Source organism: Bacillus sp. SH7-1 (assembly GCF_008042405.1).
GTDB classification, from domain to species: Bacteria; Bacillota; Bacilli; order Bacillales; family Bacillaceae_G; genus Bacillus_A; species Bacillus_A thuringiensis_N.
The window spans coordinates 17,882-31,482 of record NZ_QNUD01000035.1 but is presented as its reverse complement, the minus strand read 5'-3'; the positions used below and the strand labels follow the sequence as shown (position 1 = coordinate 31,482).

Below are 13,601 nucleotides of genomic sequence, written 5' to 3'. Positions count from 1 at the left end.
AAAAAATACAATAAAAAGCGTATGAAATCCTGATTTCATACGCTTTTTATTTCGCATTCGTTTGTATCATAATGAGACACATATCATCTGATTGCGCTTTCTTTTGTTCTTCCTTATAAAACCCTTCTATCTCGCCTTCTAAATCTCCCCATTTTCTTTCTGTAAAAGTACGTAATTTCTCTTCAGACTCAAATTCATCATTTGCAATTGCTTCAAGAACACCATCTGTAAACAATAATATTTGAGCGTTCTTCTCAAAAGGTATAACTGTCTTTTTAACTTTTATTTCATCAAAAAATCCTACCGCACAACTCCCGCGATCTAGTTCAACTACATTTGTTTCATCAACTAAAACATATCCAGAAGGATGCCCTGCATTTACATATTCAACTGTTCTATCTTCTGTATTAACAACTAAGTATATGGCCGTAAAATAATAGGGAATATTATCATTTTCATTATGTAAAAGGGTCATATATTTATTTAATTCTTTAATAACGAGTTCTGGATCAATTAAACATTTAATTGTTTCACGTAATACAGACGAAATAAACATACAAACTAATGAAGCAGATACACCATGTCCCATCACATCTAGTAATATAATACCGTAGCGATTTTCATCGATTTTATACCAATAATACATATCTCCAGCTAGTTTAAATGAAGGTAAGTAACTTGCTTCAATTTTTATATGATCTTCTCTTAATGGGCTACTTAATAAGTTTCTTTGTACTTGCGTAGCTAAATCTAGTTCATTCCGCAGATTTTCTTCTTGTTCTTTATGCCAATTTAATTCCGATTTCAAGCGTAATGCTACACGCATACGTGCTAATAGTTCAACTTTATTTATAGGTTTCGTAATATAATCCATTGCCCCCATATCAAGAGCTTCGGCCAATTTATTTGCATCCTCTAAAGCTGTAACAAAAATAATAGGAATATCTTTAAACTTCTCCTCTTTTTGTAATCGCCTACAAACTTCAAGTCCATCAATTTCAGGCATCATAATATCTAATAGTATTAAATCTATTTCTTTATGCCTGGAAGAATCTTCTCCAAAATGGATGTATTCGAAAAGCTCTTGTGCAGAATTCAGCGATACAAGATCCTGATATCCGGCTTGTTTCAAAATTTTTTCAATTACAAAGATGTTAACCGGATTATCATCGACAATTAAAATGGACACAAGTTATTTCCCCTTTTCTTATTTAAAATGTAAATCTATTATCATTTTCTATTTTTCTAGTATTACATACTCAGTTACAAAATGAAAATTTCCTACTCAAACATATTTTTTATATAGCAAAAGAACAAACCCCCAGAAATGAGAGTTTGTTCTTTCATTCTATAAATTATTTCCACTATTAATTTAACACCATTGCTTTATCATTTAAAAGACGATCTAATTCTTCCATATGATTTGTTTCATCTGCGATCATATCTTCTAACTTTACAACTAACTCTGTCATATTTAATTTCGCTGCCTGTTCTTTTCGCTTTTCATAACGCTTAATTGTTTCATATTCTGATTGTCTAGCGTATTCTAACATTTCTCTAACATCTTCTACTTGTTTCACTGGTAAAGGGATTGTAGTAGGTGTACCACCTAACGTCTTAATTTTCTCTGCTAAATATAGGGCATGTCCTTGTTCATCACTAATTTCAGATTCAAAGAAAGGCTTTAATACTTGTCTATATATACCAGAAACTGTAGCTGCATTATGGTTATACATAATAATTGCCGAGTATTCTCCTGCTAAATCTTCATTCAATCCTTCGATTAGTTCTTTCACATCGTGTGACATTTAATATCTCCTCCTATACTTAATAACTACCCCTTTTCTCATGTTTTAAACGTAATTCTTTTAAATTTTTATGTATCTAAAAATGCTGCTTGCTTCAATTTACTTATCGCTTGTCTTTTAATACGAGAAACGTGCATTTGTGAAATACCTAACCGTTCCCCTGTATCTTTTTGATTTAAATTTTCTTCAAATATATAATGAATAACACTCTTTTCCGTTTCATTTAATACGTTAAAAATATCCTTTAAAACGAGACGCCTTTCTGTCTCTTCATATCCTTGCTCTACTTCACCTACAGATTCAATTCTCGCTACCGAACTTCCATCAGATGCATTTTCGACTACATCATCTAAGGAAGATACTCGATAATTATTTTTCGCATCCATAATTTCTAGCACTTCCTCTTCGGATAGTCCTAAATGATCCGCAATCTCTATAATCTTCGGTGAACGTTGCAGGTGATCTGTTAGCTCCTCTATCGCAAGTTTAATCTTCCCGCCTAAATCTTTAATTCGCCTTGGAACGTGAATGCCCCATGTTTTATCACGTAAATACTTCTTTATTTCACCTACTATCGTAGGTATTGCAAACGGCTCAAAAGCATTCCCTATCGAATAATCATACCTTCTTATTGCGCCTAAGAGCCCTAACATTCCTACTTGTATAATATCCTCATGCATAGGCCCACCTTTTGAATAACGATATGCAATGGAATATACGAGATTTTTATAGTGATTAACTAATCTTTCTTGCGCTTCATCACATTGGTTTTGTTGGAAGTCTGCAATTAGTTTAATAACGTCTTCTTTAGTAAGAGTTGTAGGTTGAGATTGGATTTCCATCATTCTCCACCTGCTCTCTTTGTATATATTTTGTCATTAAAACTGTCATGCCCTCATCATGCATGATTTGTATATCATCCATTAACGTATTGATTAAATATAAACCTAAACCATTTTCCGGCAAATGTTCTACTGGTTTACTAATATCATACGGACCAACTTTCCTTTTTAAGCTGCTAAAATCAAAGCTAACCCCATTATCCGCAACCATAATTTCTAATCGATCTTCATATAGCCCAAAGACAATTGCAATTTCTCCAACGTCTTCTTTATATGCATGTTGTACAATGTTTGTACATGCTTCACTAATAGCAATTTTCATATCTTCTATATCGTCATAAGCAAAGCCCATTCGATTCGCAACGCCAGCCATCGTTAAACGAATAATAGCCACATATTCTGCCTTTGCAGGAATTTTCATTTCTATCTTTTCAAATCTCTCCATCATCCCTAGTCACCTTCTTTCTACTTTTTCAAAATCGGAATTCAAATTTAATATTTCTGTTAACCCTGTAATATCAAATAATCTTTTTAACCTTTTAGATACACCAATAAACTCTAGTTTCCCATCATTTTTCTTAACTGCTTTTAATAGCGCTATAAAAACACCTAAACCGGTACTATCCATATAATCTACCTTAGTAAAATCTACGACAATATGAACCTCTTTTTCGCTTGCTATAGGCATAATCTTACTTTTCAAATCTGATGCCGTATATGCATCGATTTCACCATTAAGTTGTACTGTATAACCTACATCATTTTGCAAAATATTTATTGACAAATTCATCATTTCCGCCCCCTTATCTCAAACTACTACTATGTTAATTACCCATAAAAATTAGTTTTAAACATATTTTTTATTTTTCATTATAAATAAATTTTCCACAGCTTTCTTGGCTTAACACTTAAAAAATACTACCAAATGTTTAAACCTTATAAATTTGTGTATATATAATGTATAAACATTATTTTTAGGGGGATCTATCTATGGAAGAGCACAACTTTAAAAAGGGAGATTTCGTTCAATTTTCTTATCGACACGATCATGCTACAAAATTAGTTGGTTCCATTATTAACATACTAACGAATACAATTGTAGTTGATATAGGCAATAACGAGGACTTATCTCATATAGAACCGAGGCAGGTCGTGAGAATAAATAATTGTGAAAAAGTAACGATGGTTTAATACATAATAGAAAGTGTAATTTCAATGAGTGGGGAATTCTTTATTCCCCACTCATTCGTATGCCAAATACAAAAAAAGCATCCAAATTATTTTAATTGGATGCTTTTTTTATGTATACTTATCACTCTATTAACCTTATAGCTACATATAAAAAACTTAAGATTACTATTCATTATCATACTTACGCTTTCCGCAGCATTCTAGAGAAGAATGTAACGATTAAAATAAAGACGATTGCACCTAATAACGCTGGAAGAATAAAAATGCCTCCCCATTCAGGACCCCAGTGACCAAATAATGCACTACCAACCCAAGATCCAATTAAACCAGCAATCACATTACCAACTATACCTAAAGGAAAGTCTTTTCCCGTAATCATTCCAGCTAACGCACCAATAAGTCCACCTACAATACACGTAATAATAAGTCCCACAATTAGACCTCCTATATATTTTTATAATGGATTTATCAAGCTTTGGTGTTTAACCAAAGCTTGATAAACATGTATTATTCTTTATTATCCAATCCATCATTTATCTTTTGTTTCACTTTTCCGACTTTTTCTTTTATAGTTCCCTTCGTCTTCTCCCACTTCCCTTCATTTTTCAACTCTCTATCTTCTGTAACTTCACCAATCCCTTCTTTTACTTGTCCTTTTTTCTTTTCAACTTTACCCGTAATTTGTTCTTTTAGCCCGCTCTCACTCATATTTCCCATCTCCTTTTCGTAATAGATTTATAGATGTAAAGGGTACAAAATTAAATAGAATACATGCATCTTCTTTCGTGTAACCATTCACCGACTCTTTCTAAATCTTTAACGAATAACAAGATTTTCCCTTCATCTAGCTTTTCTTCGTAGAAGTTTGCTTCTTCCTCATTAAGCCCTAACTCCTGCATCTTATTTCTTAACTGATCTCCCGTTTTTTGAAAGACATTAATAATGCTTGTCCCAAGTCCTTCCTCTTTTATTCCAATCGTGTTCACGTCTGCATTATCTGCGATTCTATCTGTCCTCTCTTTCTCATGTGTTAACACGTAAATATCTTTTTGTTCTATTCCTTTCTTCACTAGATCATTCGCCGCATTCATGACCTCTTTCTCCGTAATAAATTCATATACAAAAGGTTTACTATACTTCGTTTCCATCTTTAACTTCCTCCTTTAAAATGAATTATTTGTTATATTATATGTAGTACACCTATTTTCCCAATGTTAAACATAAAATATGAAAAAAGTTATGTGAATTTTGATTTTAATAGAGAATGAACAACATAATTTACCACTTTAAAACATCTTCTCCTTACAATAACTACCTAAATTAACAGAAAATTGTTATAATTAAATATGAGGAGGGGATAAAATGAAAAAAATCACTTATCTATGTGCTCTAACCGCTCTATCTTTCACTTTAATTGGTTGTACAAGCACCTCGGCTACAGATAAAGCTTCACAAGTTAAGCAAGAACATACACAAAATACCTTTCAATTAAATTCCGCTAATATTACAGACATTGAAATACTCAAAACAACAAATAATACTACTTCCAAATCCCAAACAGATAACGAAGAAATGATAAAATCTATCGTTTCAGCAGTTCAAAATGGAACACCTAAAACAATCACTTTAGATCAAAAAAAGAGAGAATCTGCACATTCTACTATTACCATTACATATAAAGATGACTCAAAAGACGAATTTCTTGTGTGGGTTGATAATAAGGAACAAATTACGATTGCTAAAGATGAGAAGAAAGATAAGGTAGAAGGTGTGATAGTAAATATTAAAGATGCTAAAATGATGAAGGATTTCTTTTAAAATTTTAATTAACGCTAAAAAAGAGTAGGATTACATCCTACTCTTTTTTTAATCATGCTCAATAAATAGACTTTTACAAAATCTATTTAAGGTCTAATTTTGCTAAATCATGTTGTAAAACATTATTTCCTTCTTGTGGGTTAAATACGATTGCACTAAGACCAAAAACATTCGTAACAACATCTCTATCTCTCGGACGAATGATTCTTACTTCATAAGCAAAAAGTGCTGGAGGAAGAGCTGCTGAACGAAAAGTAACATATCGATTAGGTGGCAATATTTGTGTTGAAGGGTCTATTAATGGTAACAATACCGGAGAACCAGATGACCAATCAAACATTTCAACAGTTACTCTACGAGTATCATCGGGATCAACATTCATAGCATCCACAGTAAGAAATAACGTAGCGGAATGTCTACGTAATATACCCGTTGATAAAGTTTCATTATGATGTTCACAACATCTGTTAGGAGGATGACCATAGCCATAACTCATATCAATTCCCCCCTTTCATTTACAATTAAGGACAAGTATTCCTTATAATATATAATGCTAGTATTCTTTTATTGAAAGGTATAAAAGCGGATTTCTATCTATATTATTAGATATTTTATTTTTCATTTATTCGCTCTTAAAGAATAATATAGATTCTCCTATTTTTCCCTTGAACCCCTTCTAAGAATAAATAAATCTATTTTGAAAAGGACCTGCTCCATTCATTCACAAATACATAAAGTAAATGGAATCCGTTAAAACACATGAGTGATCCTTTGTTTTCCCCCTCCTATTTAAAGGAGGAACTGTTATGGGATTTGGTGGTAGTTGTGGCGGCTGTGGCTTCGCTGGAGGATTTGCTTTATTAGTTGTATTGTTTATTCTATTAATCATCGTTGGAGCGGCTTGCTTCTGCTAAAAAACTATCAGATATCAGAAAAGACACTTTTATATGAGTGTCTTTTCTTCATAAAAAAACACGCAATGTGCAGAGATTCAAGTGTAACTAATACTTTAATGATGTAGTATTACATTCGTCCCAAAATAAACTTTAATGCTATAAAAACATAAAATGTTCATTTAAGTATGATCTTAAAATTTTAGCTTAATGGCAAGATCATGAGATCCTATTGCAAAAAAGTACAACAAGCTGGACAACCTAGATTTCAAACTGTAAGATTAGATGTTGTTAAAATTAAATACAGCAAAGCATATATAGAAAATAGGTGTTAATTTTGAAAATCAATAAAAAATTTGAACCAATAATTTTTAATATCTTTATGATTTTAGGTATATCTAGTATTATCTCTTTCGTCATGGTTTCAATGAATGTTGGGTATACAGCTTTATTTCTCAAATCATGGATGAAAACATGGGGAATTGCTTTCGTTCTTGCATTTTTAGCTTCTAAATTACTACCCTTTGTAGTGAAAAAGATAATGAAAATATTCATATTTGTTGAGAATGATGCTTAAAAATAAAGTGATGCACTACTCTAGTTCCTTTAAATGAAAAGAGATACTCATCACAATACTTAACCTAGTAAAATGTTTCAACTCGAAGAAAGGCACCCTAAAGTTGTCTTTTCTTTATATGTAAAAAAAGCTCGCCTATTTCCGTAGGCGGGCTTTATCTTTATTACACAATAAGAAAGTATACTCTCTTTTCCTCTGAAATTTTATGTAATTGTACATATTCATAAAAATAGAAGAAGTAAAATTGTCATTACAACTTATTTTTCACTTTCAACTTAGTTATCATTAGCATGTTTTTCTACAAAATTAAGGATTCTAGCATTAACCTCGTTAGAGAACTCACCATTGATTGCGTGAGATGCATTTTTCCAATTCACTATATCGATATCTTTCACATATTTTTCCCCAGTTTCAACTGCTTTTGCCGAATTGTGCATTGTACTTTTTTCAGCCATTAAGGCAAGCACTGGAACATTAATATTTTTCAAGTCTTCTTTACTAAATAGATTAGGTGCTGGCGTTTTCAATTTATAATTACGCATACCCGACTCAATTAACTTAGCGATCGGCTCATCGTCATTTATTTCTGCTCCCCCAGAAACGTAGCTTAACATCTTTTCTCGTATAAACTTAGGTACAATAGGAACGGAAGCTGGAATAGATGCTAGAATCATCTTTATGGATATTTGCGCAAAGACAAAAACTGGATCCAATAAACTAACCGTAGCAATATGCTCAGGCTTATATCTAGCCAAGTTCATTGTTGTCCACCCTCCAATGGAGACACCGACGATATGCACTTTTTCTAAACCTAATCCTTCAATTACTTCATTTAACCATTCTGCTTGTTGTTTTTGGTTCTCAATCACCTTCGTTTGCACACTCATTCCAGGCTCACCGAGTAAATCTATCGTATAAACAGGCCTTTTCTCCCTTAGCCCTTCTAAATTCGGGACCCACATTGGAGTAGATGCACCGCGTCCAGGGAGTAAGAGTATTGGTTCCTTATGTTTGTTTTCCTCTTTAGTAAAGTAATAAGCACGAATTGTGCCATATTTCGTTTTTATATCTTTCGTTTCGTTAGGTTTTGGAAGGAGTGCCATTGATTCATCGTAAGCAATTTGAAAATCTTCCTTCCCTTTTTCCGATATAAAATGACTAATCTTATTATCATCTCTCTTCATTTGAATTCCTCCTTTCTACAAATATATGGATGGAGTTTATCAATATATTCATGGTGGGGAATAGCTAATGATTTAAATAAAATAGACATACTAGATAAATATGCTACTTTAATCGCTGGTTTTATTGAAATCTATTATTTATTTTTTTAAATCCTTCACTTTCGAAGTCTAGTAGTTCTGGATCGCTAACTCTAAAAAACATATCAATTAATCCACTTGTAATAGAAAATAATATAATTCCTCTTAAAGGAATATAAATACTTACCATGTATTTTCTTTAACATTAAATTATTTGTTAAATTGAACATTTTTACTGCAACTAAATAACTTCCGATAAACTATTCGAGTTTAAAGTTTGAATATCATTACTTATCCCATATAAAAGAAACAAAAAATCCATTCTAATTAGTCTTTTATCAAGATCATAATCAAAATGAATTTTTAACTTTATAGAGACTGTTTTTTAGCTATACATCTTTTGGAGTTTCACTAAGTTTTTTTTATGATTTGATAATCCAATTGTAAAACTATTGGGATTCATAACGATATCTCCCTTGTTACCTTTTAATGTAACAATAACTTTAGACTTTATTAGCCCTCTTTTTACTTTTATGCCCTCTACATCTTCAATATTAATTATTATTTTATTACCATTAAACTTACCAGTTAAAGGATTCAACTCAAGCATCATTATCCTCTTATTAGTAAAACAAATCACTTGATGTTGATTTTCTAAAAATGCACCAGGTCCAAATTTAAGATATTCTGATGTTGCTGCCATTTTCATAGTGTAAAAATAATAAAAATACAATTCATCTTCATATGCTACCTCATTAAATAGTGTATCTAATACATTATTGTTTAACATTTTTATTCCCCCGGTATGCAAATAATCTCTTACCATTTATCCTTTTTCTTCCTATCCGCCATTTAATTTTACCATAAATTAGAATTAGATTAGAGTTTATACAAGATTAATAACAAATCTAAAAAGATTCACATATTTATTTCAAAAACTGATTTAATCAATGGGGTGAAGATAAATGATAAGTTATAAAAATTAGAATGAGGTTCCATTAGAACTTGCAAGTAAAACTAAAACTCAGTAAAGAAGGTTTAAATCCTTCAGAAGCCCTGTAGCTAATGAGTAAATAATAGGTATATACAGCTATATAAACGCTCAAAATCAGAAAAAAACAACTATCTGATAAGCAAAAACTTGCACTACCAAATGGTAGAAAAGTAGGTTTGGAGCAACGGACTTGTAAACAGTGTGGTTATATCGTTCAAAGCAAAACTAAACTACGTCTAAGTCTCTGCCCTAGCTGTTACGAACTTCAGGTAAGTATGAATCAATAATAGGAATAAATTATTAAAATCAAAATAAGCACATCTCGTTAAAAAACAGATGTACTTATTTTTATATAAGAATTTCTTTATCACGTTTAACAATACTCTAAAATCTATTAAATCAAATTATTGTTTTATAAATTTAAATACTATTCCTTTGTCCATCTAATTAATATAATACTTTTTGCTTTATTTTATAAAATGAAGTATTTGACGCAAATAATTTCTTCTAATAATAAGGTAGTAAATTATTTGTACACTAATAAAGCTTGTGAATATGAGAATAGAATTCCCTGCAACAGGTAAGTCTACGCCCACCCTACTCTGCGCTAAAGCCCTTATTGCCAAAAAGGCTACGCTACTGTGAAGTACAGAAATCACAATAGGCACAAAAAATAATATGCTAATTTGTTGGGTTACAATTTTTTTCAACTCTCTTTTAGTTAACCCTAATTTAGAAAGCGTTTGAAATTGACTTTTATCTCGATCTAAATCTGTGAATAAACGGAAATACAAGAAGCTAATTGCAAATATAAAAAATACAACCCCCACTAGTACGCTAAGAATAGATAGCATTGCATTCATTTGTTTACGTTCTAACCATTGTAAGACCGAGCAATCAAACATAAAAGGTGGTTGTCCACTTTGATAATCATATAAAATTACCTTCTCAAGTTGTTTAGCAACATCTGCTGTTTCATGCATATTTTTAATTAAAAAACGATAGACTTTATGTTGATCAGCCTTTCCTTCTGCTAATTGCTTTGTATTTAGTATTGTTTCGTACATTGAATCTGAAACAACAACAGAAAAATGATAAGATGGGCTAATAATATTATCCCTTAATATCTTATTCCTCGAAAGATTAAAATGCATATTATCCTGTTCTATTTCAAGAGATGAAGACACTTTCTTTAATTCCTCTTGAGAAGCTGTTCTTAAATATTTTTTTGATGGTAGAATTAGACTATCCGTTTCCCTTTTTAATGTTTCTACTGGGTACCCTAGTGTTTTGGCAGTTGCGTTGTAATCAGTCAGGCTCATAATTGTTGCACCTCCTCCTGTATTAAAACCAGTAGAAGTTACTAACTTATATGAGAATCCAGCATCATGTAATTGTTTCTCGATTTGAGAAATATGAGAGGACTCCTGCTTGTTTCGTTTCAATGATGTATACTCAAACGCATAAGGGCTGTCAACTTCCGCTAATGCTCCATTTCCAATAGCAAGACAAGCACCAATAGAGGTAAAGGCGACTGCCGAAAGTATACTTACTAGAAATAGTGTTCTTGCGTTATCTGTCATTCGATATGCTAACTCCGAAATCGTTAACATATTTGTTTTTTTAAAGAAAGTGTATTGACGATTTTTCAATATTGTAATGACATAAAAGCTGAGCTGAGTAAATAAAAAGTATGTTCCTAATACACATAAGAAAACACATATTAACATAACATATATATAATCGGTTCCTTTTTCCAATGCTGTATCTAAATAAAATGCTGAGGCATATCCAATGATAATACAAAGAATTGAAAAGAAAGCTAGCCATTTAGATGACTTTGGTTCCGTCTTTGGTTTTTCTTCAGATTTCATGAGTTCAATTAGCTGGGATACTTTCATTACTCGTAAAGTGAAAAAAGAGACAAGTATAAATAAAATAAAAAACATAATCGATGTCATTAAAATTGCCTTAGTAGGAAAATAAAATGGAAGCCCACCTTTTAATAGGAAAAGTGAACTACATATCAGTAAGATTAATTTTCCAAAGACTAATCCAGTTCCAATCCCAACAATAATTGCAGAACATCCAATTAACATATTTTCCATGAAGATTAACTTTTTTAATTGTGTGTCAGACATGCCATGGAGTATTAAGATACCAAATTCCTTTTTCCTTGTTTTTAAAAACATAGTAATAGAATATAGAATGAAAAAGAAGGAGAAAAATATAATTAGATATTGAGTAATTTTAAATCCTTGTGTACTTAAGGCACTTATGACCGCACTTGTCGATACAAGATTACCAGTGAAATTAGGATGAAATGCAAGTAATTCATAAATGAATAGAATCATCACGGCAAATGTACTACTTAAAAAATGACCTAAATATAATCGCTTATTACGAATGACGTTATTAAGCGCGAACTGACGCAAATTCATGTTGATTGCCTCCTAATAAAGATATTACATCCATAATGTTTTTGTGAAACATTGAACGATTGTCACCGCAATAAATTTCATTATAAAAAGATCCATCTTTAATGAAAACTACTCGGTCACAGTAACTCGCTGCTACAGGGTCATGTGTCACTAGCATCATAGTTACTTGCCCTTCTTGATTTAATTTCTTTAAAAGTTCCATCACATCATTTGCCGCTTTTGAATCTAAATTTCCTGTTGGCTCATCTGCTAAAATTAATTGAGGAGAATGAATGAGTGCACGAGCAATGGCAGTTCGTTGGGCTTGACCTCCTGAAATTTCATAGGTTCTTTTATTTAAAATCTGTTCAATCCCCAGTTGTTTAGAAATAACTTCTACTTTTTCGTTCATATCATTCAAACTTACATTATCTAATGTAAGTGGTAAAACAATATTCTCTTTTACAGTTAGAGTATTCATGAGGTTAAAAGATTGAAAGACAAATCCTAGTTCACGACGTCTAAATAGAGCTAAATCATTAGAAGATAAACAATAGGGATTTTTTTCGTTAATAAATACTTCCCCAGATGTTGGTGCATCAATAGTAGAAATCATATTCAGTAAAGTTGATTTTCCACTCCCTGATGCTCCCATAATCCCTACAAATTCTCCTTTTTTTATTGTCAAATCAATATTGGAAAGAGCTTTATAAGATACTTCTCCTGTATTATAAATTTTACTTAAGTTATGGACTGTTAATATACTCATTATTGCTATCCCCTGTTCGTTTATTGGATATCTACAATTTAATCTAAAGTGTTATAGTCTTCATATTGAATTGTCTTACATTTACCTTACAAGAATGTAAGATTACAATAAGAAAGTGCAATTAATATTAAAGTAAATAGTAGTATTGTCAAGAAGCATTAAATGTGAAATCTAATGTGATAGAACCATTTTTTTCGTTTTGTGGGACAATCAATTTCTTAGGTTGAAAGCGATGGGGGCACCATATGAAAAAAGAAAATTGTACGTTTAGATACAATTTGGCAACAAACTAACTGTCTTCTTATACATGAATAGACAACTACTGCAAGAGTTATAGTTTTTATGTTTTCATTTCCTTTTTGCATTTATCTTTTAATCAGATGAATGCTTTTTTTAGTACATAATAAAAAATAACTAGTAAAACTGTCACAAAATCCGTTTTTCTGGTTTCTCTATAATACAGGTATCAAATTGAAAGTGAGGTTTAAACTAACATGTTAACGATAGAAAATGAAGAAAGTCATACTTCTAATATGACCTTTGAAGATTTATTTAAGCAGTACTATGCTTATGCTGTGAAACAGATTATATGGATTGTTAAAGATCAATCTATCGCTGAAGAGTTAGCACAAGAAGTATTTTTACAATTATATCGTAGCGATTGGAAAGGAATTGAAAACATACCTGGATGGTTGATTAAATCTTCTACTTATGTAGCCTATAACCATTTCCGATCTGAAAAAAGGCAGCAAGCGAAAATTGATAAAGAAATCCAATACCATGACGTACAAAATGTTTCATCATTAGACGATGATTGGATAAGAAAAGAAGAAATTACAAAGGTCCAAACGATACTAAATAAAATGAATGATCGAGAACGAACCCTTTTACTAATGAAATTCTCTGGTTTTCAATATAAAGAAATTGCAGAAATACTTCAAATTGAAATATCTTCTATTGGAACATTATTGGTCCGAGCCAAAATGAAATTTCGCAAGATTTATAAACAAATGGAGGAGGCATAACA

18 protein-coding genes and 1 pseudogene are annotated in these 13,601 nt (G+C 31.4%); 6 read left to right on the top strand and 13 right to left on the bottom strand.

Going from position 1 to position 13,601, the window contains the following annotated elements:
• Positions 1 to 46 precede the first annotated feature (46 nt).
• The 5 genes from DN390_RS23830 to rsbV form a co-directional block, all read right to left on the bottom strand.
• Entirely contained in the window at positions 47 to 1,189 is a 1,143-nt protein-coding gene (locus tag DN390_RS23830; protein WP_147808662.1) for a fused response regulator/phosphatase, read from the bottom strand.
• Between the two features lie 178 nt (positions 1,190 to 1,367).
• A complete protein-coding gene (locus DN390_RS23825; protein WP_016133819.1) occupies positions 1,368 to 1,808 on the bottom strand; it encodes a ferritin-like domain-containing protein in 441 nt (146 codons plus the stop codon).
• Between the two features lie 68 nt (positions 1,809 to 1,876).
• On the bottom strand, positions 1,877 to 2,653 hold the full coding sequence (gene sigB, locus DN390_RS23820) for an RNA polymerase sigma factor SigB (protein WP_097949937.1): 777 nt from the start codon (positions 2,651 to 2,653) through the stop codon (positions 1,877 to 1,879).
• Positions 2,616 to 3,098 (bottom strand): anti-sigma B factor RsbW, encoded by a 483-nt coding sequence (gene rsbW, locus DN390_RS23815; RefSeq protein ID WP_147808661.1) that lies wholly within the window; start codon positions 3,096 to 3,098, stop codon positions 2,616 to 2,618. The genes sigB and rsbW overlap by 38 nt, the downstream gene beginning before the upstream one ends.
• 6 nt (positions 3,099 to 3,104) lie before the next feature.
• Positions 3,105 to 3,443, bottom strand: coding sequence for an anti sigma b factor antagonist RsbV (gene rsbV / locus DN390_RS23810; RefSeq protein WP_147808660.1), 339 nt, complete (start codon positions 3,441 to 3,443; stop codon positions 3,105 to 3,107).
• 197 nt (positions 3,444 to 3,640) lie between these two features.
• On the opposite strand from rsbV, the gene DN390_RS23805 reads away from it, so the two are divergent.
• A complete protein-coding gene (locus tag DN390_RS23805) occupies positions 3,641 to 3,841 on the top strand; it encodes a hypothetical protein (RefSeq protein WP_000390994.1) in 201 nt (66 codons plus the stop codon).
• 181 nt (positions 3,842 to 4,022) lie between these two features.
• Here DN390_RS23805 and DN390_RS23800 read toward each other — a convergent pair whose 3' ends face one another.
• The 3 genes from DN390_RS23800 to DN390_RS23790 all read right to left on the bottom strand — a co-directional run bounded on the left by DN390_RS23800 (position 4,023) and on the right by DN390_RS23790 (position 4,989).
• Entirely contained in the window at positions 4,023 to 4,274 is a 252-nt protein-coding gene (locus DN390_RS23800; RefSeq protein WP_000522902.1) for a GlsB/YeaQ/YmgE family stress response membrane protein, read from the bottom strand.
• 74 nt (positions 4,275 to 4,348) lie between these two features.
• The gene (locus DN390_RS23795; RefSeq protein ID WP_147808659.1) at positions 4,349 to 4,549 is read right to left on the bottom strand and encodes a CsbD family protein; all 201 of its coding nucleotides are present in this window, start codon (positions 4,547 to 4,549) and stop codon (positions 4,349 to 4,351) included.
• A 50-nt stretch (positions 4,550 to 4,599) separates the two neighbouring features.
• A complete protein-coding gene (locus tag DN390_RS23790) occupies positions 4,600 to 4,989 on the bottom strand; it encodes a YflT domain-containing protein (protein ID WP_016125605.1) in 390 nt (129 codons plus the stop codon).
• Between the two features lie 214 nt (positions 4,990 to 5,203).
• Here DN390_RS23790 and DN390_RS23785 point away from each other — a divergent pair, with 214 nt between their 5' ends.
• A complete protein-coding gene (locus tag DN390_RS23785) occupies positions 5,204 to 5,659 on the top strand; it encodes a hypothetical protein (protein WP_098558961.1) in 456 nt (151 codons plus the stop codon).
• An 82-nt stretch (positions 5,660 to 5,741) separates the two neighbouring features.
• Here DN390_RS23785 and DN390_RS23780 read toward each other — a convergent pair whose 3' ends face one another.
• On the bottom strand, positions 5,742 to 6,155 hold the full coding sequence (locus tag DN390_RS23780) for a hypothetical protein (protein ID WP_098558962.1): 414 nt from the start codon (positions 6,153 to 6,155) through the stop codon (positions 5,742 to 5,744).
• A gap of 310 nt (positions 6,156 to 6,465) precedes the next feature.
• Here DN390_RS23780 and DN390_RS23775 point away from each other — a divergent pair, with 310 nt between their 5' ends.
• Together DN390_RS23775 and DN390_RS23770 are read left to right on the top strand one after the other, a co-directional pair.
• On the top strand, positions 6,466 to 6,573 hold the full coding sequence (locus DN390_RS23775; protein WP_000505670.1) for a YjcZ family sporulation protein: 108 nt from the start codon (positions 6,466 to 6,468) through the stop codon (positions 6,571 to 6,573).
• Between the two features lie 316 nt (positions 6,574 to 6,889).
• Positions 6,890 to 7,129 carry a DUF2798 domain-containing protein gene (locus tag DN390_RS23770; protein WP_147808658.1) on the top strand — a complete coding sequence of 80 codons (240 nt, stop codon included), beginning with the start codon at positions 6,890 to 6,892 and terminating at the stop codon, positions 7,127 to 7,129.
• A gap of 275 nt (positions 7,130 to 7,404) precedes the next feature.
• Here the strand turns inward: DN390_RS23770 and DN390_RS23765 are convergent, their stop codons facing one another.
• A complete protein-coding gene (locus DN390_RS23765) occupies positions 7,405 to 8,313 on the bottom strand; it encodes an alpha/beta fold hydrolase (RefSeq protein ID WP_147808657.1) in 909 nt (302 codons plus the stop codon).
• Between the two features lie 463 nt (positions 8,314 to 8,776).
• Positions 8,777 to 9,181: a PH domain-containing protein gene (locus DN390_RS23760; protein WP_147808656.1), complete on the bottom strand. Its 405-nt coding sequence runs from the start codon at positions 9,179 to 9,181 to the stop codon at positions 8,777 to 8,779.
• Between the two features lie 175 nt (positions 9,182 to 9,356).
• On the opposite strand from DN390_RS23760, the pseudogene DN390_RS31380 reads away from it, so the two are divergent.
• Positions 9,357 to 9,669: pseudogene (locus DN390_RS31380) on the top strand (3'-5' exonuclease); the annotation flags it as partial.
• Positions 9,670 to 9,852: 183 nt separating this feature from the next.
• Here DN390_RS31380 and DN390_RS23750 read toward each other — a convergent pair.
• Both DN390_RS23750 and DN390_RS23745 read right to left on the bottom strand, forming a co-directional pair.
• Positions 9,853 to 11,826, bottom strand: a complete 1,974-nt coding sequence (locus DN390_RS23750; RefSeq protein ID WP_147808655.1) for an FtsX-like permease family protein — start codon at positions 11,824 to 11,826, stop codon at positions 9,853 to 9,855.
• Complete coding sequence (locus tag DN390_RS23745) at positions 11,801 to 12,574, bottom strand: ABC transporter ATP-binding protein (protein ID WP_147808654.1); 774 nt, start codon at positions 12,572 to 12,574, stop codon at positions 11,801 to 11,803. The genes DN390_RS23750 and DN390_RS23745 overlap by 26 nt, the downstream gene beginning before the upstream one ends.
• 494 nt (positions 12,575 to 13,068) lie before the next feature.
• Here DN390_RS23745 and DN390_RS23740 point away from each other — a divergent pair, with 494 nt between their 5' ends.
• On the top strand, positions 13,069 to 13,599 hold the full coding sequence (locus tag DN390_RS23740; protein ID WP_147808653.1) for an RNA polymerase sigma factor SigX: 531 nt from the start codon (positions 13,069 to 13,071) through the stop codon (positions 13,597 to 13,599).
• Positions 13,600 to 13,601 lie beyond the last annotated feature (2 nt).